The sequence below is a fragment of the Croceibacterium salegens genome (assembly GCF_009827435.1).
Classification (GTDB): Bacteria; Pseudomonadota; Alphaproteobacteria; order Sphingomonadales; family Sphingomonadaceae; genus Croceibacterium_B; species Croceibacterium_B salegens.
On record NZ_WTYM01000052.1, the window covers coordinates 81248 to 103934 of the forward strand.

Here is a 22687-nt window from a genome sequence, read left to right on the forward strand (position 1 = left end):
GTCAACGAGAGTAACCCAGCCATGAAGGCGCTCAGCAAGCAGACCCGGTCGATCAAGCCGGCCGAGGTCGAAAAGAATTGGCACCTGATCGATGCCGACGGCCTCGTCGTCGGCCGCCTTGCGGTGATCGTCGCCAACCTCCTGCGCGGCAAGCACAAGCCGAGCTTCACCCCGCACGTCGACTGCGGCGATCACGTCGTCGTGATCAACGCCGACAAGGTCCGCTTCACCGGCAACAAGCTCAAGAGCCAGACCTACTACAAGCACACCGGCTACGCCGGCGGCCTCAAGGAAGTGACCGCGGACAAGGTCCTCGCCGGCCGTTTTCCCGAGCGCGTGCTCGAGAAGGCTGTCGAGCGCATGATCCCGCGCGGCCCGCTCGGCCGCGACCAGATGCGCGCCCTGCACCTCTACGCCGGCACCGAGCATCCGCACGACGGGCAGCAGCCCGCGGTGCTCGACGTCGCTTCGCTCAATCGCAAGAACAAGGTGGCCAAGTAATGGCTGACGAAAACAACACCGTGTCGGATCTCGCCGACCTCAAGGACATCACCGGCGAAGCTCCGGTCGCCACCGGCACCGAAGCGACCTTCGCTCCGGTCTCGAGCGCCCCGCTGCGCGAGAAGGAAGTCGATGCGCACGGCCGCGCCTACGCCACCGGCCGCCGCAAGGACGCCGTCGCCCGCGTGTGGATCAAGCCGGGCAGCGGCAAGGTCACCGTCAACGGCCGCGAGCAGGAAGTCTATTTCGCGCGTCCGTCGCTGCGTCTCGTCATCAACCAGCCGTTCCAGGTCGCCGACCGCGAAGGCTCCTACGACGTCGTCGCCACCGTCAAGGGCGGCGGGCTTTCGGGCCAGGCCGGTGCGGTCAAGCATGGCATCAGCCAGGCGCTGGCCAAGTTCGAACCCGAACTGCGCGCCGCGGTGAAGGCCGCCGGCTTCCTCACCCGCGACAGCCGCGTGGTCGAGCGCAAGAAGTACGGCCGCGCCAAGGCACGCCGCAGCTTCCAGTTCTCGAAGCGCTAATCGTTTTCGACCAGTTTCCCCGACGGGGGAAAATGCGAAGGGCGGCCCCCACGAAGGGCCGCCCTTTTTGCATGACAGGGCCCCACGATCAGTGCGGGGGCAGCTGCTTCGAGATGACTCCGGGCAGGTTGTTGTCGTCGCGCGCACCGATCGTGTCGAACCACTCCCAGAAGTCGGGCTCGAGCCGCGCAAGCGGACCCGCGACGCGTTCGACAATCGCCACCGCTTCCTCGGCAGGATCGTCGGCCGCACCGGGGTCGCGATCGCGGAACGCCCCGAAGACTTCTGCCAGTTTGCCGCGCGGCTGGAGGTAGAGCGCGAAGTAGCGCGCAAGCGCCAGTTGGCGCGCGCCCTTCTCGCCAACTTCATCACCCCCGGACACGCCATCGAAATCGAACCACGGGCTGGTGATGACTTCACGCAGCGAAGGACGTTTGTCGCCCGCGTTGGCCAGCAATGCTCCGCGCCAGTTGGGCACACCCAAGTAAGCCCCGTTCTCTTCGCGCGAGACCTCGTAAAGCGAGGCAATTCCTTCATCGAGCCACTGCGGCATGTCGCCGTACTGGTCACGAAGTATGAGGTGGAAGAGTTCGTGCAGTATCGTGCCGATGCCGGTGCCGCCGACCATTGCCGAAACGGACGAATCCTCAGGGTACGCATACCCGAGCGTCGAAGGACTAATTTGCAGTCCATGCAGTTCGAGCGCCGCTTTGGTCAGTTCTGCATTGGTCGGGCTTAGGTAGATCGAAATGAATGTCGGGGGGAGTTCGAGGCCATAAGAGTCATGGAGGAAGTCGACGTAGCTTTCGAGCCTCGCTCCGATCTCCTGCAATTGCTGTTCGGATTGCCCGCCCGTGCTGACCACCCCGAAACGACCCGCGACCCTGACCTTGGCGCCGGGCATGGCCGTCCGGTCGAGTACGGTCCTGTAGGCATCCGGATCGTCGAGCTGCACCCGGTGAACACCGGAGAGAACATCATCGACCGGCCTGACGGCGCGGGCCGGGTAAGCGGGAAGCGGATTGGCTTCACCCGAATACCAGAGCTTTCCCGAGGCCGTGGCGCCAGGAGCCAGCATGGCCAGCTCGGTTTCGGGCTGCGTCAATTCGCTGCTGTCACGGCACCGGCCAAGCTCGTGCTCCACAATCTGCCGGCCGGCCCGACTGAGTGGATAGGAATAGAGTATGTAGTTGAGCACGCGGGAGCCCCATTCGCGCTTGCCCGAGATCCGGCAGCCGCTGGTTTCTAGCATGTAGTCGACCTCGGCCGTGCGTCCGCCGCGCATGCTCCGGTGTGAGAGAAGTGGCGGGCGCGCCTGAGGAAAATGCGCTTCCTGCCATTCGGTGCGGCCGATCTCGTAGTCGCTCTGCGCAACCGCGGGCGCAGTCGGCACGACCAGCAGGCATGAACTCGCAGCAAGCGCGACAGTCCGTCTCACTTTGCTTCCCCTTGGGATTTGAAGAGATCGGCTTCTTCCTCCTTGCGAGAGGTCTCGTCGCTCAGGTCCGGCAGGTCCTGCGGCAAGGCAGCGCCGCCGTGGCCTTCAGGCCCGATATAGGCGGGTATGTCGCGCGTGGTGAACTGGTAGTCGGCGACGAGCGTGATGCCCATGAGCACCCCTCCCACGACTGTCAGGACTATACCCGGCGAACTGGTTGCCAGACTGCCCTTCAGCCCCCCGCCCTCGGCGCCGATCTGGGTCACATCCTCGCTCAGCTTCGTCAGGATGAATATTCCGCCGATGAACGAGAGAATCATCCCGGTGAGGAAACCGAGGTGGCAAGTCCATGCGCGCAACAGGAGAGTGGCGTTGACCTGCCGGTAGCGGTGACCGATCACGTCCCTCTCGAGCAGGGTGCGCGTCTTCCACTTGAGATAGTCGATATCGGGGGTCGGGTTCTTCGCTTCGTAGTCGGAGAAGACCGTTGCGATGGGGTCGTCTTGCGCGGCGTTGATCGAAGCCGAAAGCCGATCGAACTGAATCCACGAGGATATGAAAAAGAACACTGTGAGCCCGATCAACATCCCTATTGCCCAGGGCAACAGTCGATATTGCCAGCGGACAAGGGCTGTTTGCTCGTCCATCCGGATGCTCCGGTCACTTCGTGAAGACGAAGTCCCTCATACATCAAGACTCGAGTTTCGTCATTCCGGATCGGTACGTCCGGCGAGCAATCAGGCAAGATTCCGCGGAGGTTATCGGCGCGCGGCTGGCACAGGATCGCCAAGGTCGACGATTTGCCGATCGATACCCAGGGCCTTCCTCTTGGCGCTGTCGATCCAGCCGTTCCTTTCGTAGAACCCGACATCGGCATAGACGCCGGGCTTGCCGGCCTGACCGCAGCCTTCGCCGAACGATACCAGCCCGACAAGGACCGGCGGCTGTGAGCCAGCTTTGCGCACCAACGGGCCGCCGCTGTCTCCCCGGCAGGAATCGACCTGGCCGGCGGAGTAGGCGCACATCTGGCCCGGCTTGACTGCGCCGGCCCTGAGCAGCGGACCGCACTCGGCGGCGGGCAGGTAATTCACCTCACCGACAAGCAGGTTTCGCGAGGTTTGCTGGGGCTTTCCGAACTTGTCCTTCGGGTTGGACGTCCGATCGGTTTCGCCGGTGTACCCCCATCCCGAAACGAGCAAGGCCGCATTCGGAGGATAGCCGGCCCTAGCCGCCTCTCTGTCGGGAACCCCGGCAGCCTTAAGCTCGCGCGAAGCCGGGACCGCTGCGAGCTTGAGCAGGGCAATATCGCCGCTGTCGCCGCTCCTCGTGTGCCCGGCATGCTTTACGATGGCGGCAATCTCGACACTCGACCCTGCAATCGTGAGGTCGTGCAAGGCGTAGCGGATATCGACCCGGCCGAAGTCCGTTGGCCAGAAATCGGCGACGCAATGGGCCGCGGTCAGCGCCCACTTCTCGCCGATGTAGACCGCGCCGCAGATGTGGCTCTTCGCCCAGTCGACCGGCCGGCCCTTCTGGTGGAGCTGGAGCTGCCACCAGGCGTTCTCGGTCCCGTTCCGGCCGGCCATGTCTCCTCTCACGACCCTGACGGATCGGGGCGGCTCCCATCGGACCAGGAAATCGTCCCAGGCCTTGAGGCATTCGTCGCCGGACATGATGCGTACCGGCCGCTCACCTGCTTCTCCGGTTGGTCGGCAGAATAGGTCGATCTGCGCATCGGCATCGAACGCGGCATCCTGCTGGAGGTCGGGGAGCTGGAGTGTGGCGAAACGCGCCTCTTCGATCGGACGCTGGCGCAGGAATACGGGCAGTGCGGCCCAGGACCATGATTGGCGCTCTGAAAGCAGGCCGGCCAGGCGCGCGCGTTCCGGCTTGTCGAGGGCGAGGATGAAATCGACCAGCGACGGCCCGCCCTGCCCGTCTGCATATTCGACCAGCAGCGCCGCCCAAATGCCGTGTTCGTAGGGCTGCAGCGCGTCGCTGACGTCGTAAATCGCCTGACGCGCGGGCTGCGGCTGCGCGGAGATCAAGCGCGAAAAACCGTCACGCTCCTCGGGCGCCAGTTCGATCATCATGGCGTTGTAGGCCGTGCCGTCGGTCTCCTGCGCCGCTGCCGGGCGGGACAGCAGCGCAATTCCCGCGAAGGCCAGCGCGGCGCAGATCCGTCGAAGGACTTTCGTGCGGCTCATGCCACGACACCTCCGCGTGCGATCTGCACCCATGCGAGCACAGACGCAAGGCGCGAGCCGGATAGCCTCAGTGCACCGGCGGGTCGACCGGGGGGACGGCGCCGACGGGCGCTACGGGCTCGCCCGGCTTGCGCGGGGGCATCGCATCTTCGGGGACGGCATCGACCTGCATCGCGCTGGTCGGGAGATCGTAGAGGTTGCGGACTTTCACTGCGATCCTCTCGCCGTCCCATGTCAGCTCGTTGAAGCTCGGCGGGGTCGAGCGGATGCGTTGCGAGAGCGTGCCCGCACCGATCATCCGCATCGGGCCTTCGGGAGTTTCGCGAACGATATCAAAGGCATCGTGCACGTGACCGCTGAGCGTCGCAAGCACGTTGCGCCGTGCAAGTTCGGCGAGGGCGTGGTCGCCGCCGTGGGTCCAGGCCTTGCCGCGCGTTCCAGCCTCGACGAGCGGATGGTGGCAGGCGACAACAACCCTCGTGCCCGGCGGCACGGCATCGATGGCAGCGAGCGTGCGTTCGAGCGCCTGCTCGGTGATCCAGCCGTGCGACCAGGGCCAGCGCGGCTGCCAGCGGCGCACGGTTTTGAGCGGGACGATGGCGAGGCCCGGCAGGTCGATCTCGCGCTCGACCTTGTCCTGCATGCCGCGGAACCGACGATAAGGCGTTGCGAAGCGCTCGACCAGGTTGAAGTACGGCATGTCATGATTGCCGACCTCGACGGTGACCGGCACGTCGAGGTCGTTGATCCATGCCGTCGCCGCGGCGAACTCGCGGTGGCGGGCGCGCATCGTCAGGTCGCCGGTAATGGCGACCGCATCGGGGCGCCTCTCGGCGATTTCCTGCTTCACCCAGGCGAGGGCGCGCTCGTCGGCAAGGCCGAAGTGAATATCGCTGAGGTGGAACAGGACTTTGCGGTCAGTCATCGGTGGCGGTGGCTAGCAGGTCCACCCCGCAGGCGACCAGCCTGAATTCCTCCACCGCCTCCGCTTCACGCTTTTCGCCGTCGATCATGATGCCGAAGGGCGCGCCATCGGTGCTTGCGAGGATGAGCCGGTCGAACGTGCCGAGCACGTCGTGCGGTCCTTCGCGAAAGCTGCGTCGCAGAAGTGCCCAGCCCTGGCTGAGGAACTCGGCCGTGGTTTCGGCATGGTAGGCGGCGACCTCGATGCCCTCGTCGTGCGGGGTCAGCATGATCAGCGGGTAACCCTCGGTACTGCCCGCCTCGCGGCAGGCGATGCCCGGTTCGGCGAGCGTTTCGCCGATGGCCTGCGCGGCGCTTTCGACCACGCCAAGCACATCGCCGTCACGCATCGTCTCGCGCACGTCGAACCAGCTCGTTCCCGGACCGGCGAGGAGGCCCGCGAGCGCCACGCCTCGGTTGCAGCCGATTACGCCCGGCCGCCGAACATCGGCCTCGCCCGCGGCAACCAGGCGCAGGACCTCTTCGAACGGCCGGTCGCCGTGCAGGCGGTGGTAGAGAAGGTTCATCGTCCCGCCGGGCAGGATCAGCACTTGCCCGCCCCAGCCGTCGAGGCGGCCGATGACGGCGTTTATCGTGCCGTCGCCGGTGAAGATCGCGACCAGCCCCACGCCCGCAGCGTCAAGCGCCGCGCCGTCGGGCAGGTCCTCTTCGGGAAAGACGGTCTTGCCGGCGATCCTGAATCCGAGGTCGCCGCAACGGTCCTCGAGCGCGGCAAGGCCAGCGGCGTCGTTGCTGCCGCTGGCCGGGTTGCAGATCAGCCAGATGTCCGGCGCGGCGCCCATAGCGCCACAGCGCCTGTCCGGCGCGGCGGTTCCCGCCTCATATGCGCTTTGTCAGGACGAGCCAGGCGCCGAAGGCGTTCATCGCCGTGTAGCCGGCATAGACCCAGCCCCACCCGGTGAACCCGGTCGCCGCCAGCAGCAGTGCTCCGAGCAGGACGATGAATTCCATCACCAAAGTCGCGCGCCCGCCCATCCCGCGACCGGTCCACGGCATCTGCTTGAGCATCGGGTGGCCGCTTTCGAGCACCGCCTTGTGCAGGGCGAAGTTCGCCACGCCGAGGGCAAAGACGATCAGGACCGGGAGCATGGTTCCAATCTGGGCGCTCCATGGCCGAATGCAATCAGCCATTCGGCGGACCGCGATTGTCGTTGGTCGGACCGAGCGGCCGCTGGTCGGCGGGGCGAGCATGCTGGTCGAAGGTTGCGCGAAACGGTCCGTCAGGAGGCCTATTAGTACAACTGCGCCACGGTCCTCCCCCAGTCCCCTAGGACCGTGGCGCGCACTGAAGGAGGAGATAAACCCGTGACGACCCGCACTCTCATCATCGGCTGCGCGCTTGCCGCTGCGCTGTCCGCCACCCCGACCCTGGCCGCTGACCGCGCCGCCCATGTCGCCTACAACGACCTCGACCTGAGCAGCGCAGACGGCCAGGCAGAACTGCAGGCCCGGCTCGACAAGGCGGCCCGCAAGGTCTGCCGTTTCGAAGACAATGGCCAGGTTTCGACCCCGGCCGACGAGAACGCCTGCTACCGCGCGACCCGCCAGAAGGTCGACGTGCAGGTTGCCTACCTGACTTCGGATTTCCAGCGCGGCGGTTGACCGTCCCCATCCACCACGCTGGAGGGCGCCTTCGCAAGAGGGCGCCCTTTCATTTTGCGGACGGTATATTGAAGCCTGATTGCCGCACTCAGCGGCCGGCCATTTCCTTGACCCGGCGCAGGTAGGTGCGTCCGATCCGCAGCACCTCGCCATCGGCCATTTCGGCCGCCCAGACGCCAAGGCCTTCGTGCCGCAGCCCGCGGATCGCCTCTCGGCGCAGGATAGTCGAGCGGTGGATGCGGATGAATTCCTCAGGATCGAGCTTCGCTTCGAGCCCGGCAATGGTCTGCAACAGCAGGTAGCTGCGCTCACCGACGTGTAGGCGGACGTAGTCGCGCTCGGCGTCGATGCGGTCGACCTGGTCGGCCTCGATGCGCAGCAATTCGGAGCGGTGCGGCACCCAGAATTCGCGCAGCCAGCGACCATCGCCGGTCTTGCGCGCGCCGCGCCGCGACAGGGCCCGGGACACGGCGCGCTCAAGCCGGTCGGTGGCAACCGGCTTGAGCACGTAATCGACCGCATCGAGATCGAACGCCTCGACGGCGAAATCCTCGTGCGCGGTGACGAAGATCACCGCCGGCGGCGCGTCGCCCTCGGCAACGGCCTTGGCCACAGCGAGGCCGTCCATGCCTGGCATGGTCATGTCGAGTAGCAGGAGATCGGGCTTGAGCGTTTCGGCGAGGCGCAGCGCCGACCTGCCGTCGCTCGCCGTGCCCACCACCGAGAGGTCGTCCAGCTCGGCGCAGAGCACCTGCATGCGCTCGATCGCCAGCGGTTCGTCGTCGACGATCAGGGCGCGCAGCGGTTGGGCAATTTCCTCGGTCATGCTGCAGCCTTGGCTACACCGACCAGCGGCAGGCGCAAGTGGGTGGCGTACCCTCCTGAAGAGGGGCCGGAGACGATGGTCGCTTCATCCCCGAAGCGCGCGGCAAGCCGCTGCTCGACATTTCGCAAGCCGATGCCATAGCCCGGACGCGGTTCGTGGTTCTTGCCAAGGCCGCCGCCGTTGTCGGCCACGGTCACCACCAGGCGGCCGTATTCCTCGCGCGCCGAAATCGAGATCGTCACCTTGCCGTGGCTCGGCGCGACGGCGTGCTTCACCGAATTTTCGACCAGCGGCTGGAGGATCATGCCGGGAATGTGCGCGTCACCGAGCGCCTCGGGCAGGTCGAATTTCGCTTCGAGTCGTTCCGGGAATCGCGCGGTTTCGATGTCGAGGTAGAGCCGCTGCAGGGCGAATTCCTCGTCGAGCGACACATCGACCGTCGGATCGTCCGCCAGACTACGACGGTAGAAAGTCGACATCGTCTGGATCATCCGCTCGGCCGCGGCGGTCTTGCCGGTGAGCACCAGCGAGGACAGCGAGTTGAGCGTGTTGAACAGGAAGTGCGGATTGACCTGGTAGCGCAGCGATCGCAGCTCGGCCGCCTTGGCGGCGCGGCGGAATTCGCCCTCGCGGCGCTCGGCGGTGCGGGCCTTCTCGCCGGTCAGGAAGGCGAGGTAGAGCGCACACCAGGCGAGCAGCATGAAATAGCGCCCGAAACCGATCTCCGCGAGGCTCTGCCAAACGTTCATGTCGGTCGACTTGCGGCCGATAGTCACCGCCCGCGCCTTGCTGGCATCGCCGCTTGCGTCGGGAACCGAGACCTCGACCAGCAGGTCGCCCGAGGAATCGCGCCGCACCTCGAAGCCCTGCTGTTCGGCCATCGCACGGTAGGCCTTTTCCTCGACCGAGGCGAAAACCAGCACATTGGTCTGCGCCAGTATCAGCGAAACCGGCAGCGACAGGACCAGCGCGGCGGCAATCTTGGTCCAGAGCGGCCGGTCGTCGAACAGGCGCAGGATCAGCCAGAACCCGAGCATCGTGACCGCGCCCGCGAGGCAGACCAGCGCCCGGCGCCAGACCATCTCGTCCTCGAAATTGAATTCGAGCGACAGCGAGCGCAGCGTGATCAGTACGAAATAACAAACCCACAGACCGACGATCGACGCCAGCACCGTGGGGAAAGGCACCCGCACGGGCGCTTTCTCTTCAAATTCAATGTCCATCCGGCCGACATATACGCGGATGGCGATATTCGGCCAGCGCCGATGTCGAGCGGAATCGGCGCTTGGTCGAACCTCAAGCCCCCTCGAGGAGTTTTTCGGCGGAGATTCGCGCTTTCCACTCGGCAGGGGCGAGCGTGTGGACGTTGTTGCCCGCAGAATCGACCGCTACGGTCACCGGCATGTCTTCGACGGCGAATTCGTAGATTGCTTCCATGCCGAGATCCTCGAAGGCGACAACCCGCGAGGCCTTGATCGCCCGCGAGACGAGGTAGGCCGCCCCGCCGACCGCCATGAGGTAGGCCGACTTGTGCCGGGCGATCGCTTCGGTCGCACCCGGACCGCGCTCGGCCTTGCCGACGCAGGCGAGCAGGCCCTGTTCGAGCATGGTGTCCATGAACTTGTCCATCCGCGTCGCGGTGGTCGGGCCGGCCGGACCGACGACCTCGTCCCGCACCGGGTCGACCGGGCCGACGTAGTAGATGACCCGGCCCTTGAAGCTGACCGGCAGCTCTTCCTCCCGGTCGAGCATGTCCTTGATGCGCTTGTGCGCGGCGTCACGCCCGGTGAGCATGGCGCCGTTGAGCAGGAGCCGGTCGCCGGCCTTCCAGCTTTGCACTTCCTCCGGCGTGAGCGCGTCGAGATCGACCCTTCGCGCCGCGGCATCGGGCTTCCAGTGCACTTCGGGCCAGTCCGAGAGCCTGGGCGTTTCGAGGTAGGCCGGTCCCGAACCGTCGAGCGTGAAGTGCGCATGGCGGGTGGCGGCACAGTTCGGGATCATTGCGATCGGCTTGTTTGCCGCATGGCAGGGAGCGTCGAGAATCTTGACGTCGAGCACTGTTGCCAGCCCGCCAAGGCCCTGCGCACCGATACCGAGCGCGTTGACCTTGTCGAAAATCTCGATCCGCAGGGCCTCGAGATCGTTCTGCGGCCCGCGTTGCTTGAGCTGGCCCATGTCGATCGGTTCCATCAGGCTTTGCTTGGCGAGCTTGACGCAGTGTTCGGCGGTACCGCCGATGCCGATTCCCAGCATGCCCGGCGGGCACCAGCCAGCGCCCATCTGCGGCACCATTTCGAGCACCCAGTCGACGATGTTGTCGCTCGGGTTCATCATCTTGAACTTCGACTTGGCCTCGCTGCCACCGCCCTTGGCGGCAACGTCGATAGACACCTTCGCGCCAGGCACCATCTCGACCGAGAGCACGCAGGGCGTGTTGTCGCGGGTGTTGCGGCGGGTGAAGGCGGGATCGGCGAGCACCGATGCGCGCAGCCTGTTCTCGGGATTGCCGTAAGCCCGGCGCACGCCCTCGTCGATCACGTCCTGCAGGCTGCGCTTCGATTCCAGCCGGCAGTCCTGGCCCCACTCGACGAAGACGTTGACGATGCCGGTGTCCTGGCAGATCGGGCGATGGCCCTCGGCGCACATGCGGCTGTTGGTCAGGATCTGCGCGATGGCGTCCTTCGCCGCCGAGCCCTGCTCGGCCTCGTAGGCCGCGCCGAGCGCGCGGATGTAGTCCATCGGGTGATAGTAGCTGATGTATTGGAGCGCGTCGGCGACGCTCTCGATCAGGTCGTCCTCGCGGATCGTGACCATGTCGCTCATCGGGTGGTGACTCCTGTCCGGCGATTTGCGCGCGCCATAGTCGCGCCGGGCGGGTGTGGTCAAAGCGCTTCGCACGGGTTTCAAAAGACAACTTGCGACAAAGCACGGCATTGCCCGCGCCGGATGCAGGCCCTAAGGCTCCCCCGAACGCCCAAACGACGAATATTCGAGGTCCCGTGACTGTCGTTGAAGACCGCCCGATAACCGCCGCTCGCAAGGCCATGATCGACAGCCAGTTGCGCACCAGCGGCGTGAACGCCGAATTCGTGCTGCGCCGCATGTCCGCCGTGGCGCGCGAGGACTTCGTGCCTGCCGCAGCGAAAGGCGTCGCTTACATGGACCGTGCGATCGCGCTCGGCGACGGGCGCTGGCTCGCCGCGCCGGTGGTGCAGGGCATGATGCTGCAGGAAGCGGTGCCGACGCTCGACGACAAGGCCCTCGTGGTCGACGGCGGCAGCGGCTACCTGGCAGCGCTCGTCGCGCCGCTCGCGGGTTCGCTCGACGTCGTCACGCCCGACGAGGCGCTCAAGGCCTCGCGCAAGAAGGACTATACGCTGATCCTGATCGACGGGGCGGTCGAACAACTGCCCGAGACTCTGACCAAGCGGCTGGCAAGCGATGGACGGGTCGTCTGCGGCCTCGTTCGGAACGGGCTCACCCGGCTCGCTATCGGCCGCATGGCCGGGGACGACGTGGCGCTGCGCGCGCTCGCCGAAGTCGGCATGCCCGTCCTGCCCGAATTCGCCAAGGCCAGGGGCTGGAGCTTCTGACATGACCGGCCGTTCGCTGCGCATTTTAATGCTTACCGGCGCTTGCCTCGCCGCAGTGCCGGCGCAGGCCGATACCTTGAAGGACGCGCTAACCGCGGCCTATTCCGACAACCCCTCGCTCGAAGCCGCGCGCGCCCAGCAGCGCGCGACCGACGAGACCGTGGTGATCCAGCAGGCCGCGGGCCTGCCGTCGCTCAGCGCCTCGGCGAACTACACCGAGTACCTCAAGAAAAGTTCGTCGAGCTTCATCTCCCCCGACCGCCTGTTCAGCGCCAGCGGAGACCTGACCATCCCGATCTATTCGGGCGGTGCCGTCAGGAACGGGATCAAGGCCGCCAAGACGCGGGTCGAGGCCGGACGGGCGGGCCTGCGCGGCACGGAAAGCTCGCTCTTCGCCCAGGTCGTCGCCGCCTACATGGACGTGATCCGCAACGAAGCGGTGACCAGCCTTTCGGCGAACAACGTCGACGTGCTCAAGGTCAACTTGCAGGCGACCAGCGACCGTTTCGAGATCGGCGACCTGACGCGGACTGACGTTGCGCAGTCAGAAAGCCGACTGGCGCTCGCCGAGGGCGAATTGCGGACCTCGCAGGCGAGTCTCGTCGCTGCGCGCGAAAACTACATCGCGCTGGTCGGCCTGGCACCGAACGACCTCCAGCCGCCACCCCCGCTGCCCGGCATGCCGTCGAGCGTCGATGACGCGGTTTCGGCGGCGCTGATGAACAATCCCGACCTGCTCGCCGCACGCGAGCGGGCCAAGGCGAGCGGCTACGATATCGAGTCCGCCGGCGCGGGGCGCCTGCCCAAGGTGGATCTTTTCGGATCGGGCAGTCGGCAGGACTATCTCGGAACGCTCGGTACCGGAATAGGCGCGGGAACCGCGCAGCAGGTTTCAACTGCTGCGCAGGCTGGCGTACGCGTCACGCTGCCGCTGTTCCAGGGCGGCCGCGTCGCGGCGCAGGAGCGACAGGCGCAGGCCAATGCCTCGGCCGCTCTCGAACAGGTCGTCGCGACCGAGCGGAGCATCATCGCACAGGTTCGCTCGGCCTATTCGAACTGGCAGGCGGCAACCGCGATCATCACCTCGAGCCAGTCGGCGGTCGATGCGGCGGCGCTGAGCCTCGAAGGCGTGCGGGCGGAGAACAGCGTCGGCAACCGGACGATCCTCAACATCCTCGACGCCCAGCAGGAACTGCTACGCGCGCAGGTCCAACTCGTGACCGCTCGGCGCAACGCCTACGTGGCCGGCTTCAACCTGCTCGCCGCAATGGGCCGCGCCGAAGCGCGCGATCTCGGCATCGACGACAATGGCGCGCTCTACGACCCGGTCGAGAACTACGACCGCGTGAAGGGCAAGGTCTTCGACTGGACGTTCGATCCCGACCCGGTGACCCGGAGTTCGCGTACCGTTGACATTCCTGCACAAGATGCGGAGATTCCCGCCGATCAACAGGCAGGGCTGGCAAATTGATGCGTCAGGACGGCGAACCTTCGGTCGAGGAGATCCTCGCGTCGATCAAGAAGGTGATTGCGCGCGACAACCGCGAATCCGCCCTGGCCGAACGCCAGCGGCGCGAGAATGCCGGCATGTCCCGCCCTATTCCCGAAGTTTCCGTTGATGCCATCGAAGTGCTCGATCTGGGTGCCGACGCAGAACTGGTCGACGATGACGAGGACGACGACAGCCCCGAAGAAGCGCTGACCACCCGCGAAACCGCCGGTGCGATGCGGGAATCGCTTGCCGCTCTTGCCATGCTGGCCGAACCCCCGGCCCAGCCGCAAATCGTGCGTTCGGGCGAGACTTCGCTCGAAGGCATGGTCCGCGAAATGCTGCGGCCGATGCTCGCCCAGTGGCTCGAACAAAACCTGCCGGCCATCGTCGACCGCATGGTGCAGGCCGAAATCGCCCGGATCGCGGGCAAGAAGCGCTGAACAAGCCCGCCGCGCCATCCGACCTCGCCCGTGCCGAAGCGGCGCTGGCGAAAATGGGCGGCGAAACCCTCACCCGGCACATCTTCCTCTGCGCCATGTCGGAAAAGCAGGAATGCTGCAGCCGGGAAACTGGCGAACGGGCATGGAAGTATCTCAAGCGGCGGCTCAAGGAGCTCGGCATTGCCGGACCCAGGCGTGACGGCGGGGGCGGGGTGCAGCGGACCAAGGCGGATTGCCTGCAGATCTGCGCGGCGGGACCGGTCGCCGTCGTCTGGCCGGACGGTGTCTGGTACCATTCGTGCACCGAAGAGGTGCTCGAACGGATCATTAAGGAGCACCTGATCGGCGGGATCCCGGTCGAGGACTATCGCCTGCACGCCTCCGCCCAGGTCTAGCCCTCCCAGGCTAATTGCTAATGGTCCTCGAGGTCGGAAACGGCTTCGTCATGTCCCGTACCGCTCGACAGGAAGACGAGACCCATCAGCGCCGCCATCAGCATGATTGCCGCGCCGATTCCGAGCCCGGTGGCGATGTAGAAGTGGATCGGCGAAGGCCCGAACTTCCAGCGCAAGACGCCCAGCACGATCGCCACGAGAGAAAGCGTGAACAGCGCCATCCAGCGCATCAGCCGGCGATAGCGTCCCCAGGCGTGCGTTGCGTTTGCGGGTGCGTCGAGCGGTGAGGGCTTTGCCATGGGCGCCTGATGCGCCTGTCGCGCGCGTCAATCAATGTCCCTTCGCCAGCCGGTGCGGGATTCGCGCGCTCCGACATCCTGTGTCATAATGCAGTCGGGGGAAGAGGAACATTGCCATGGACATTGCCAACCTGATTGCTCGGCGCGACCCGTCCGATATCGTCTGCTGTTCGACCACCGATCGGGTCCGCGATGCGGTGAAACTCCTTGCCGAACGGCGCATCGGCGCGGTTCCGGTCCTTCAGAACGGACAGGTCGTAGGGATCTTTTCCGAGCGCGATGTGCTCTACCGGCTGGCCGAGGAAGGGGCGTTCTGCCTCGATCGCGAAGTTGGCGAGGTAATGACTGCGCCGCCAGTGACGATCGAACCATCGGCCACCGCGGACGAGGCGCTGGGCCTGATGACCCGGCGCCGCATCCGCCACCTGCCGGTGATGCAGGAGACGGCGATGATCGGATTCATTTCGATCGGCGACATCGTCAAGAGTCGACTCGACGAGATCACCACCGAAGCCGAGCAGATGCGCCAATACATTCAGACCGCTTGAGACTGCGACCACCGCCCCCTACATCGGGTCCATGAGCACCATCGCCCTTACGCCCGCCGCTGCCCGACGCGTCGAATGGATCGCCGAACGGCAGGGCAAGCCCGCCATCCTGCGCCTGTCGGTCGAAGGCGGCGGTTGCTCCGGCTTCCAGTACAAGTTCGACCTCGCCGAAGTCGCCGAGAGCGACGACGCTGTCAGCGAGACCGAAGGCGTGCGTCTGGTGGTCGATCCGGTGAGCCTCGACCTCGTGGCCGGCAGCGTAGTCGATTTCGTCGAATCGCTGGGCGGAGCGGCATTCCGGGTCGAAAACCCCAATGCCGCCGCCGGTTGCGGTTGCGGTTCCAGCTTCGGCATCTAAGACTGCCGGGATGCGCATCGCATCCTTCAACATCAACGGCGTCAAGGCGCGGCTCCCGCGCCTGCTCGAGTGGCTCGAGGAATCCCGCCCGGCGATCGCCTGCCTGCAGGAGATCAAGAGCCAGGACGAAGGCTTCCCGGCCGAGGAATTCGAAAAGATCGGCTATCGCGCGATCTGGCACGGCCAGAAGGGCTTCAACGGCGTCGCCATCCTCGCCGACGGCGAAGACCCCGCCGAAGTAGTGAAGGGCCTGCCCGGCGATCCCGACGACGAGCAGGCGCGCTTCATCGAATGCGACGTCAAGGGCGTGCGCGTCGTCAATCTCTACCTGCCCAACGGCAATCCGCAGCCGGGCCCCAAGTTCGACTACAAGCTGGCGTGGATGGAGCGCCTGCGCACCAGGATGAAGGAGTTGCTTGCCCGCGAGGTGCCCACGGTCGTAGTTGGCGACTTCAACGTCATTCCGGAGGACCGCGACGTCTGGTCGGTAGCGGCGATGGCCAGCGACGCGCTGATGCAGCCCGAATCGCGCGCCGCCTATGCGCGGATCCTCGGCGACGGCTGGACCGACGCCATCGCCACGCTCAACCCGCGCGGCGGAGTCTGGACCTTCTGGGACTATCAGGCCGGCGCGTGGCAGCGCGACCATGGCTTCCGCATCGATCACCTGCTGCTCTCACCAGAGGCTGCCGACCGGCTCGTTTCGGCGGGCGTCGACAAGGAATACCGGGGGCGGGAAAAAGCCAGCGATCACGCGCCCGTATGGGTTGAGCTTAAGGAATAGCCCTCAAGCCGACGGACTGGCGTGCCAGTCCGCAAGGCCGAACGGCCGCCTGCAGCTGCCCCGGACCCCGGACAGGTCGGGGGGTAGGGAACAGCAGCGAGGATGCCCGCGCGGATGCGCGAGCCTAGCCGTCAGCGGTAGAATACGTGGCGCGCCAGCGTAGCGCGGGCGATCTTGTGGCTGGCCCAGCGCGGCTTGACCCGCGTGGCGTGGAAATAGAGCGAATCGCCGGCCGCGCTGTCCCACAGTTCCTGGTGGGCGATCTTGGCCACGGCGACGGCGTTCCTCCAGGCGATCGTGCCCGTGCGCGGCTCAGGGATGACCCCGTGCTTCACGAACGAGAACTGCGCACGCTGCGTGACGACACCGCAGTAATCGTCGGGGAAGGCGGCGGATTCGGCACGGTTGATGATCACACGGCCGACAGCCAGCTGGCCGGTGAGCGGCTCGCCGCGGGCTTCGAAGTAGATCGCTTCGGCGAGGCAGCGCATGTCGCGCGGCAATTCGCCCTCGATCGGCATGTCGGCAACGAGTTCGCCGAGCGTCAACGGCGCGGCGCCGTCGGCATCCGTCACGGTCTGAACAGCATCCTCGGGGAGCTGCTGCACCACTTCGTTCGCCACGAAGCGCGGACTCGTCGAATCTTCGGTTTCGGTTACCGCCGGGACAGCGTCCTCGAAAACGGCGGCTTTGCTTTCTTGCGCGAAGGCACCGGAACCACCGGTGTTCGCAAGCGTAAATATCATACTGGCTGCCACGGCGATTGCGGCGACCCGGTGAGTCTTGCGGCTCATCGATCCCTAACTCAGGGCGGTTGACGTCCTGCGCAGGCTGGCGGTCGCGCTTGTCCATGCGGAACAGTCCGCAGGCACGTGATCTCGCTCTCATTGGCCTGCCGGCCGTCACCCGACTGCGCGCTCGCCATGGCGACCGGATACCCGGCGCCTTGAGGCTGCCTACGCTGTTGGAAGATGGCGGCCAGATAGCGGCCTCTTTTCAAAGGTCAACCGATCGTTCCGGGCAATCCGATGAACCGTTCAGCATTCGCGATGTCCAGTTCGACGATCCAGAGGTCGCTGTCCTGGCTCTTGCGACGCTGCCAATATTCCATGAATTCAATTTTATTTTCAGGGTCTTGCGACCTTACGAGCGTCCATTGTCGGGTGCCGTCGAGCTGCGGCATTCGTTCGTAAAGCCGCAACTTTGTGTCATTTTCGCCACAGATTATGAGCAAAGTCCCGGCGTCGCGTTCACCTTTTGCGATAACCGTACCGAACCCTCCTGCGGCATCGACTGCCCGGATCAGGGCTCCCACTTCGAGGTGGGCGGGCAGGCGCGCGTCCGTCATTCAACCGCCTGGTCGGTATCCGGGAAGACTGGAAAGGGCGAACTTCGAGCGCATGAAGGTGCCCGTGCCGCGGCCGATTTCCTCGCCGTCCGCATCGAGCAGGTGCGCTTCGGCGACGAAGACCCGGCGCCGGCCGCTGACCCAGCGGCCTTCGGCCACGACGGGGCCGCTCCGGATCGGGGCGGTGAAATGCAGGTTGAAGGCTGTCGTCAGCAGGAAGCGGTCGGTGACGAGCGAGTTGGCGGCGTAGAAGGCCGCATCGTCGAGCATCTTGAAGTAGATCGTCCCGTGCGCCGCGCCGGCGGCATGATGGACGCGCTCGTCGACCTCGAATTCGATCCGCGCATGCCCTTCGGAGACGATGTGCAGGTGCGATTCGAACAGCGCATTGACCGGGGCCGAGGCGTAGAGCGACTCGAGCGCACGAAAATGGTGGCTGGCGCCTTCGACCATGCCGGAGGACGCGTCAGGCGGCGTCGCGGTCCGCGGCATTGCTGATCAGGCTGTAGAGCGCCTCGGCGTCGGGCGCTTCGCTCAGCACTTCGTGAATCCGCTCGTCGCGCACCAGCCGCGAAATCGCAGCGAGGGCATGGAGATGAGCCGCGCCGCTCTGCTCGGGCGAAATAAGTCCGAAAACGAGGTCGACCGGCATGCCGTCGGCAGCGCCGAAATCGACCGGATCCTTGAGCTTGAGCAGGACTGCCACCGGCCTGTTGACACCCGTGACACGGGCGTGGGGAATGGCGACACCGCGGCCGAAGCCGGTGCTGCCGAGGGCCTCACGCTCCTGCAGGCGCTCAAGCACATCGTCGGCGTTGAGGTCGTAACTGCCGGCAAATTGCCGTGCGAGCATCTCGAGAATGGCGTCCTTGGAGGTCGCGGCGACAATCGCCACGTCTTGGGGTTCCAGAAAGAAGTGCACGTTCATAATTCAACCCGAATGGTACCCGGCCCGAGGGCGCGAGCGTTATTGCCGCCCGTCTGCAACTCGGTTGCCGTCTATTCGATTGGCTAGAAGCGCTCCCAATTGCACTTCACGAGGGCTCGACCCAGCCGATCGAGCCGTCCGGGCGGCGGTAAACCATATTGTGCCGCCCAGTTCCAGCATTTTTGAAAAACAGCGCATTCGTATGGCGCAGGTCGAGAAGCATGACTGCGTCCGAAACCGAGACCTGCGGGATGTCGATTCGCGTCTCGGCTATGACCGGCGGCGCATCGGGAGGCTCGACTTCCGACTCCACCTCGTCGACGGCGAAGATGGTGTAGGCGGCGTCTTCCTCGCGCGCGACGTGGTCCGCCTGTTCGTGCCGGTCCTTGAGGCGGCGCTTGTAGCGCCGGAGCTGCTTCTCGATCTTGTCGGCGGCCTGGTCGAGCGAGAGGTGCGCGTCGTGCGCCTGTCCGTGGGACTTGAGGATGAGGCCGTGATTGACGTGCATCACGATGTCACAGGCGAAAGCGCTGGTTGGGGCCTTTCCAAAGGTGACCTGCGATGAGAGCGCGCGGTTGAAGTACTTGTCGATGATCCCGTTGAGGCGATCGGCGGCATGTTCCTGCAGGGCCGAACCGGTATCCATCTGGTGGCCGGACACGCGAATTTCCATGGCGTAGATTCTCCTGTCTTTCCCCCGACTTCCCGCCTCGAACTATTTACTCCAAAGCGGTGAATCCAACGTTTCGACGAAGGCTTTGTGCCGTGCCAGCTCCGCTGCGCTCGGGGCGTGTGGCCGCGCTTCACGAAAGGTGTGTTTCGTCGTCGGCATCACGACTGTTTCGACCACCGACTCGGTAATCTCAGCCGCGAGCTCGAGCCCGATCTGTCGCCCACCGGTGAGTTCGACATAGACCTGAGCGAGCAATTCGGCGTCGAGCAGCGCGCCGTGCTTCACGCGGTGGCTGCGATCGATACCGTAACGCGTGCACAGCGCATCGAGGCTGTGCTTCGCCCCGGGATGGCGGCGGCGGGCGATGCCCAGCGTATCAATCATCCGTTCGAGCGAGATTTCCTCCAGCCCGCAGGCGGCGAGTTCGCTGTTGAGGAAGCCGAAGTCGAACTGCGCGTTGTGCGCAACCAGCGGCGACTCGCCGAGGAATTCAAGGAGGTCTGCAGCGCTCTCGTGAAAACGCGGTTTGTCGGCAAGAAAGGCCTCGGACAGGCCGTGAACCTGCTCGGCCTCGATCGGCATCGGCCGATCGGGATTGAAATATCCGTGAAAAGTGCGGCCGGTGGGCACGCGGTTGACCATTTCGATGCAACCGATTTCTACAAGTCGGTCGCCCGTCTTGGGATCGAGGCCGGTGGTTTCGGTATCGAAAACGACTTCCCGCATCGCCTTACCTATCGGACTCTCGGGCGCGGCTGGCAAGGGCGTGTTTCAGTTCCGCGACAGCTGCTCCACGAGCGCCGCCACCGCGGCTTCGGTTTCCGCGAGCGAACACCCGGTATCGATCACGTAATCCGCCTCGGCGCGTTTTTCCGCGTCGGGCATTTGCAGGGCCAGGATTTCGGCAAAGCGTCCGGGGGTCATGCCCTCGCGCGCGAGGACGCGGGCGCGCTGGAAGTCGGGCGGGGCGGAAACGACGAGAATCGCGTCGACCTCCCCGGCGCCGCCCTTTTCGAACAGCAGCGGGATGTCGAATACCACGAGCGGCGCACCGCTGTGCTCGATGAGGAATGCTTCGCGTAAGGATCGCACCGCGGGATGGACGATCGCCTCGAGCCGGGCGAGGGCGGCAGGATCGCCGAACACCTGTGCGCCGAGCGCCGCGCGGTCGACGCCTCCTGCGCCAGTGGTGCCCGGAAATTCTTGTTCGATTGCCGCGAGCAGCGCGCCGCCCGGACCCTGCATCCGGCGCACTTCGGCATCGGCATCGAACACCGGCACCCCGCGCGCGGTGAACATGGCCGCCACAGTGCTCTTGCCCATGCCGATCGAGCCGGTGAGGCCGAGGATGAAGGGCCTGCTCATGGCGCCAGCAGCGCGCGCAGCCCCATGTCGGCGTCGCGGCGCGGGGCGGGTCGGCCGAAGAACTTCTCGAACGCCTCGGCGGCCTGGCCGATCAGCATCGCCAGGCCGTCGATCGTGGCGAAGCCGCGCTGCTTCGCCTCGGCGAGCAGCGGAGTGAAGGCAGGGTGCGTGACGATGTCGTAGACCACCGTGCCCGGCGGGGTGTGACTAAAGTCGTAAGCCAGCGGCGGTTGCCCGGCCATGCCGAGCGGGCTGGCGTTGACCAGCAGGTCGAGACAGCCCTCGCGGTCGTCGAACGGGAAGTCGGTCGGATCGGCGAAGTGCGCCAGGTCGATGGCGTGGTGTTCGCCCTTGGGCGCGAGCTCGTCGATCAGGGCCCGCGCCTTGGCCGGATCGCGCCCGGCGAGGACCAGCGTGAAGCCTTGGTCCGCCAGCGCGGCGACGATAGCGCGTGCCGCTCCGCCGGTGCCGAGAATCCGTGCCATGCGGAAGTAGTGCTGCTTCGCCAGCGGGCCCTTCAGCGGTTCGATGAAGCCCGCTGCGTCGGTGTTGTACCCTGTCAGCCCGCCATCCTCGGGGACGATGGTGTTGACCGCGCCGATCCGCGCCGCGAGCGGATCGAGCCGGTCGAGCAGGGGGATCACCGCCTGCTTGTGCGGCATCGTCACGTTGCACCCACACCACTCGGGATCGGCGCGGCGCGAGACGAGATAGGACTCGAGGCCCTCCGCAGTGACATGGGCCGCGCGGTAGGCCGCATCGAGGCCTAGCTTGCTCAGCCAGTAGCCGTGGATCGCCGGCGACTTCGATTGCGCAATGGGGTCGCCGATGACCTCGGCGTACCTGCTCATGCCGGCAGCTCTTCCAGTTCGCGCAGCGCGCCGAGGACCGGCAGCAAGGGCATGCCGAGCACGGTGAACATGTCGCCTTCGATGCTCTCGAACAGCTGCACGCCGCGCGCCTCGATGCGGAACACGCCGACGCACTGGCTGACTTCGGGCCATTCGGCGGCGAGGTAGCGGGTGATGAAATCCTCCGACAGCTCACGCACGCGCAACTTCGCCACCGCCACGTTGCTCCAGCGCAGGTGGCCGCCGATCGCGATGGCCGCGGCAGAGTGGAGTTCCATCGTCTTGCCGGAGAAGAACCGAAGGTGTTCGGCCGCCTGCGCGCGGCTTTCCGGCTTGTCGAAGCGCCGCCCGTCGACCGAGACGACCGAATCGCTGCCCAGAACCGGGCGGCCTTCGCCATCGACCGACAGCGCCTTGGCTTCGGCCAGAGCGAGGGCAACCGATCCGGGCGGAACATTGCCGAGCGAGGCCTCGAGTGCGCGCTCGTCGATCGCCGCAGGCACGACGTCGAATTCGACCCCGGCAGCCCCGAGCATCATCCGGCGCGAGGCGCTTTTCGAAGCGAGAACGATCATATCGGTTTGGTCCCCTGGTCCTTGCCGCCGCGCTCGTCGTGTTCGGCCTTGAGGCGCATGACCGCGGCTGCGGTCTCTTCGATCGAACGGCGGGTAACATCGATAACCGGCCAGCCGTTGTCTGCAAACATGCGCCGCGCAAAGGCCAGCTCGCGCGCCACTTCGTCCTCGCTGACATAGGCCGTCTCGACCGTCTCGTTGAGCGAGAGCAGGCGGTTGCGGCGGATCTCGATCAGCCGGCGCGGCGCGGTGGTCAGGCCGACGACGAGCGGGTGGCGCAGGCTGAAAAGGTCGGGCGGCGGCGGGCTCTCGACCACGAGCGGGATGTTCGCGACCTTGTAGCCGCGGTTGGCGAGGTAGATGCTGGTCGGCGTCTTCGAGGTTCGCGAGACCCCGGCCAGCACGATGTCGGCCTCCTCCCATTCTTCCCACAGGATCCCGTCGTCGTGGGCGATGGTGAACTGGATCGCATCGACGCGGGCGAAATAGGCCTCGTCCATCGCGTGCTGGCGGCCCGGCCGGCCCTTGGCTTCCTGGCCGAGCTGGTTTTCGAGCGCCTCGGTCACCGCATCGAGCGCGGGAATATGCGGCAGGCCTAGGGCGCGGCAGCGCTCCTCGAGCCGCAGGCGGGTCTCCTCGTTGACCAGGGTATAAAGGACGAGTCCCGGCTTGTTCGACAGCTCGGCGACGATACGGTCGAGGTGCTGGCGGCTGCGGACCATCGGCCAGAAATGGCGGATGACTTCGGCATCGTCGAACTGGGCAAGCGCGGCCTTGGCGATCATCTCCAGCGTCTCGCCGGTCGAGTCCGAAAGGAGGTGGAGGTGCAGCCGGGTCATGTGGACAATTCCCGGCATAAACCACGGGAGGGAATGCCGGACAAGTTCGGCATGGCAATCGCTCACCGCTACCGGTCGATTCGAACCGGGTCTGTACCTTGGCAAGAGGCGAGATTC

Annotated in this window: 30 protein-coding genes; 10 read left to right on the forward strand and 20 right to left on the reverse strand. The window is 65.8% G+C overall.

Annotation, left to right across the window (positions count from 1 at the left end; translation table 11 throughout):
- Nucleotides 1–21: 21 nt before the first annotated feature.
- Nucleotides 22–501 (forward strand): 50S ribosomal protein L13, encoded by a 480-nt coding sequence (gene rplM / locus GRI89_RS13035; protein WP_159796356.1) that lies wholly within the window; start codon nucleotides 22–24, stop codon nucleotides 499–501.
- Complete coding sequence (gene rpsI / locus GRI89_RS13040) at nucleotides 501–1025, forward strand: 30S ribosomal protein S9 (RefSeq protein WP_159796359.1); 525 nt, start codon at nucleotides 501–503, stop codon at nucleotides 1023–1025. The genes rplM and rpsI overlap by 1 nt, the downstream gene beginning before the upstream one ends.
- A gap of 88 nt (nucleotides 1026–1113) precedes the next feature.
- Here rpsI and GRI89_RS13045 read toward each other — a convergent pair whose 3' ends face one another.
- The 6 genes from GRI89_RS13045 to GRI89_RS13070 form a co-directional block, all read right to left on the reverse strand.
- Nucleotides 1114–2463: a hypothetical protein gene (locus tag GRI89_RS13045; protein ID WP_159796362.1), complete on the reverse strand. Its 1350-nt coding sequence runs from the start codon at nucleotides 2461–2463 to the stop codon at nucleotides 1114–1116.
- Nucleotides 2460–3047, reverse strand: a complete 588-nt coding sequence (locus tag GRI89_RS13050; protein ID WP_235913349.1) for a hypothetical protein — start codon at nucleotides 3045–3047, stop codon at nucleotides 2460–2462. The genes GRI89_RS13045 and GRI89_RS13050 overlap by 4 nt, the downstream gene beginning before the upstream one ends.
- Nucleotides 3048–3221: 174 nt before the next feature.
- Nucleotides 3222–4670 carry a serine protease gene (locus tag GRI89_RS13055; protein WP_159796368.1) on the reverse strand — a complete coding sequence of 483 codons (1449 nt, stop codon included), beginning with the start codon at nucleotides 4668–4670 and terminating at the stop codon, nucleotides 3222–3224.
- A 67-nt stretch (nucleotides 4671–4737) separates the two neighbouring features.
- Nucleotides 4738–5595 carry a metallophosphoesterase family protein gene (locus GRI89_RS13060; protein ID WP_159796371.1) on the reverse strand — a complete coding sequence of 286 codons (858 nt, stop codon included), beginning with the start codon at nucleotides 5593–5595 and terminating at the stop codon, nucleotides 4738–4740.
- Nucleotides 5588–6436 carry a diacylglycerol kinase family protein gene (locus tag GRI89_RS13065; RefSeq protein WP_159796374.1) on the reverse strand — a complete coding sequence of 283 codons (849 nt, stop codon included), beginning with the start codon at nucleotides 6434–6436 and terminating at the stop codon, nucleotides 5588–5590. The genes GRI89_RS13060 and GRI89_RS13065 overlap by 8 nt, the downstream gene beginning before the upstream one ends.
- Nucleotides 6437–6473: 37 nt before the next feature.
- A complete protein-coding gene (locus tag GRI89_RS13070; protein WP_235913351.1) occupies nucleotides 6474–6785 on the reverse strand; it encodes a hypothetical protein in 312 nt (103 codons plus the stop codon).
- 174 nt (nucleotides 6786–6959) lie between these two features.
- Here GRI89_RS13070 and GRI89_RS13075 point away from each other — a divergent pair, with 174 nt between their 5' ends.
- Complete coding sequence (locus tag GRI89_RS13075; RefSeq protein WP_328598251.1) at nucleotides 6960–7256, forward strand: UrcA family protein; 297 nt, start codon at nucleotides 6960–6962, stop codon at nucleotides 7254–7256.
- An 88-nt stretch (nucleotides 7257–7344) separates the two neighbouring features.
- Here GRI89_RS13075 and GRI89_RS13080 read toward each other — a convergent pair whose 3' ends face one another.
- The 3 genes from GRI89_RS13080 to GRI89_RS13090 all read right to left on the reverse strand — a co-directional run bounded on the left by GRI89_RS13080 (nucleotide 7345) and on the right by GRI89_RS13090 (nucleotide 10905).
- Nucleotides 7345–8082 (reverse strand): LytR/AlgR family response regulator transcription factor, encoded by a 738-nt coding sequence (locus GRI89_RS13080; RefSeq protein ID WP_159796377.1) that lies wholly within the window; start codon nucleotides 8080–8082, stop codon nucleotides 7345–7347.
- The gene (locus GRI89_RS13085; protein ID WP_159796380.1) at nucleotides 8079–9305 is read right to left on the reverse strand and encodes a sensor histidine kinase; all 1227 of its coding nucleotides are present in this window, start codon (nucleotides 9303–9305) and stop codon (nucleotides 8079–8081) included. Before GRI89_RS13085 ends, GRI89_RS13080 begins: the two co-directional genes overlap by 4 nt.
- Nucleotides 9306–9378: 73 nt before the next feature.
- Entirely contained in the window at nucleotides 9379–10905 is a 1527-nt protein-coding gene (locus tag GRI89_RS13090; RefSeq protein WP_159796383.1) for a fumarate hydratase, read from the reverse strand.
- Between the two features lie 176 nt (nucleotides 10906–11081).
- On the opposite strand from GRI89_RS13090, the gene GRI89_RS13095 reads away from it, so the two are divergent.
- From GRI89_RS13095 to GRI89_RS13110, 4 genes are read left to right on the forward strand one after another with little or no spacing between them, the layout of a single operon-like run.
- Nucleotides 11082–11675, forward strand: coding sequence for a protein-L-isoaspartate O-methyltransferase family protein (locus GRI89_RS13095; RefSeq protein WP_328598252.1), 594 nt, complete (start codon nucleotides 11082–11084; stop codon nucleotides 11673–11675).
- A 1-nt stretch (nucleotide 11676) separates the two neighbouring features.
- Complete coding sequence (locus GRI89_RS13100) at nucleotides 11677–13146, forward strand: TolC family outer membrane protein (protein ID WP_159796386.1); 1470 nt, start codon at nucleotides 11677–11679, stop codon at nucleotides 13144–13146.
- On the forward strand, nucleotides 13146–13607 hold the full coding sequence (locus GRI89_RS13105; RefSeq protein WP_159796388.1) for a DUF2497 domain-containing protein: 462 nt from the start codon (nucleotides 13146–13148) through the stop codon (nucleotides 13605–13607). The genes GRI89_RS13100 and GRI89_RS13105 overlap by 1 nt, the downstream gene beginning before the upstream one ends.
- Nucleotides 13608–13660: 53 nt before the next feature.
- On the forward strand, nucleotides 13661–14002 hold the full coding sequence (locus GRI89_RS13110) for a (2Fe-2S) ferredoxin domain-containing protein (protein ID WP_159796391.1): 342 nt from the start codon (nucleotides 13661–13663) through the stop codon (nucleotides 14000–14002).
- 17 nt (nucleotides 14003–14019) lie between these two features.
- Here GRI89_RS13110 and GRI89_RS13115 read toward each other — a convergent pair whose 3' ends face one another.
- The gene (locus GRI89_RS13115) at nucleotides 14020–14301 is read right to left on the reverse strand and encodes a hypothetical protein (RefSeq protein ID WP_159796394.1); all 282 of its coding nucleotides are present in this window, start codon (nucleotides 14299–14301) and stop codon (nucleotides 14020–14022) included.
- A gap of 116 nt (nucleotides 14302–14417) precedes the next feature.
- On the opposite strand from GRI89_RS13115, the gene GRI89_RS13120 reads away from it, so the two are divergent.
- From GRI89_RS13120 to xth, 3 genes are read left to right on the forward strand one after another with little or no spacing between them, the layout of a single operon-like run.
- Nucleotides 14418–14849, forward strand: coding sequence for a CBS domain-containing protein (locus GRI89_RS13120; protein ID WP_159796397.1), 432 nt, complete (start codon nucleotides 14418–14420; stop codon nucleotides 14847–14849).
- Between the two features lie 31 nt (nucleotides 14850–14880).
- A complete protein-coding gene (gene erpA / locus GRI89_RS13125) occupies nucleotides 14881–15207 on the forward strand; it encodes an iron-sulfur cluster insertion protein ErpA (protein WP_159796400.1) in 327 nt (108 codons plus the stop codon).
- A 10-nt stretch (nucleotides 15208–15217) separates the two neighbouring features.
- The gene (gene xth, locus GRI89_RS13130) at nucleotides 15218–15991 is read left to right on the forward strand and encodes an exodeoxyribonuclease III (RefSeq protein WP_159796403.1); all 774 of its coding nucleotides are present in this window, start codon (nucleotides 15218–15220) and stop codon (nucleotides 15989–15991) included.
- Nucleotides 15992–16122: 131 nt separating this feature from the next.
- Here the strand turns inward: xth and GRI89_RS13135 are convergent, their stop codons facing one another.
- From GRI89_RS13135 to GRI89_RS13180, 10 genes are all read right to left on the reverse strand, one after another.
- Nucleotides 16123–16785, reverse strand: coding sequence for a cell wall hydrolase (locus tag GRI89_RS13135; RefSeq protein WP_235913354.1), 663 nt, complete (start codon nucleotides 16783–16785; stop codon nucleotides 16123–16125).
- 209 nt (nucleotides 16786–16994) lie between these two features.
- A complete protein-coding gene (locus GRI89_RS13140) occupies nucleotides 16995–17339 on the reverse strand; it encodes a DUF1491 family protein (protein WP_159796406.1) in 345 nt (114 codons plus the stop codon).
- Nucleotides 17340–17792 (reverse strand): PaaI family thioesterase, encoded by a 453-nt coding sequence (locus GRI89_RS13145; protein WP_235913356.1) that lies wholly within the window; start codon nucleotides 17790–17792, stop codon nucleotides 17340–17342.
- A gap of 13 nt (nucleotides 17793–17805) precedes the next feature.
- Nucleotides 17806–18267 (reverse strand): PTS sugar transporter subunit IIA, encoded by a 462-nt coding sequence (locus tag GRI89_RS13150; protein WP_159796412.1) that lies wholly within the window; start codon nucleotides 18265–18267, stop codon nucleotides 17806–17808.
- 106 nt (nucleotides 18268–18373) lie between these two features.
- Nucleotides 18374–18940, reverse strand: a complete 567-nt coding sequence (hpf, locus tag GRI89_RS13155) for a ribosome hibernation-promoting factor, HPF/YfiA family (RefSeq protein WP_159796415.1) — start codon at nucleotides 18938–18940, stop codon at nucleotides 18374–18376.
- A gap of 42 nt (nucleotides 18941–18982) precedes the next feature.
- Nucleotides 18983–19666: a DNA polymerase III subunit epsilon gene (gene dnaQ, locus GRI89_RS13160; RefSeq protein WP_159796418.1), complete on the reverse strand. Its 684-nt coding sequence runs from the start codon at nucleotides 19664–19666 to the stop codon at nucleotides 18983–18985.
- A 45-nt stretch (nucleotides 19667–19711) separates the two neighbouring features.
- The gene (gene coaE / locus GRI89_RS13165) at nucleotides 19712–20305 is read right to left on the reverse strand and encodes a dephospho-CoA kinase (protein ID WP_159796421.1); all 594 of its coding nucleotides are present in this window, start codon (nucleotides 20303–20305) and stop codon (nucleotides 19712–19714) included.
- The gene (gene aroE, locus GRI89_RS13170) at nucleotides 20302–21156 is read right to left on the reverse strand and encodes a shikimate dehydrogenase (protein ID WP_159796424.1); all 855 of its coding nucleotides are present in this window, start codon (nucleotides 21154–21156) and stop codon (nucleotides 20302–20304) included. The genes coaE and aroE overlap by 4 nt, the downstream gene beginning before the upstream one ends.
- The gene (locus GRI89_RS13175) at nucleotides 21153–21731 is read right to left on the reverse strand and encodes a Maf family protein (protein WP_159796427.1); all 579 of its coding nucleotides are present in this window, start codon (nucleotides 21729–21731) and stop codon (nucleotides 21153–21155) included. Before GRI89_RS13175 ends, aroE begins: the two co-directional genes overlap by 4 nt.
- Nucleotides 21728–22570 carry a pyruvate, water dikinase regulatory protein gene (locus GRI89_RS13180; protein WP_159796803.1) on the reverse strand — a complete coding sequence of 281 codons (843 nt, stop codon included), beginning with the start codon at nucleotides 22568–22570 and terminating at the stop codon, nucleotides 21728–21730. Before GRI89_RS13180 ends, GRI89_RS13175 begins: the two co-directional genes overlap by 4 nt.
- Nucleotides 22571–22687 lie beyond the last annotated feature (117 nt).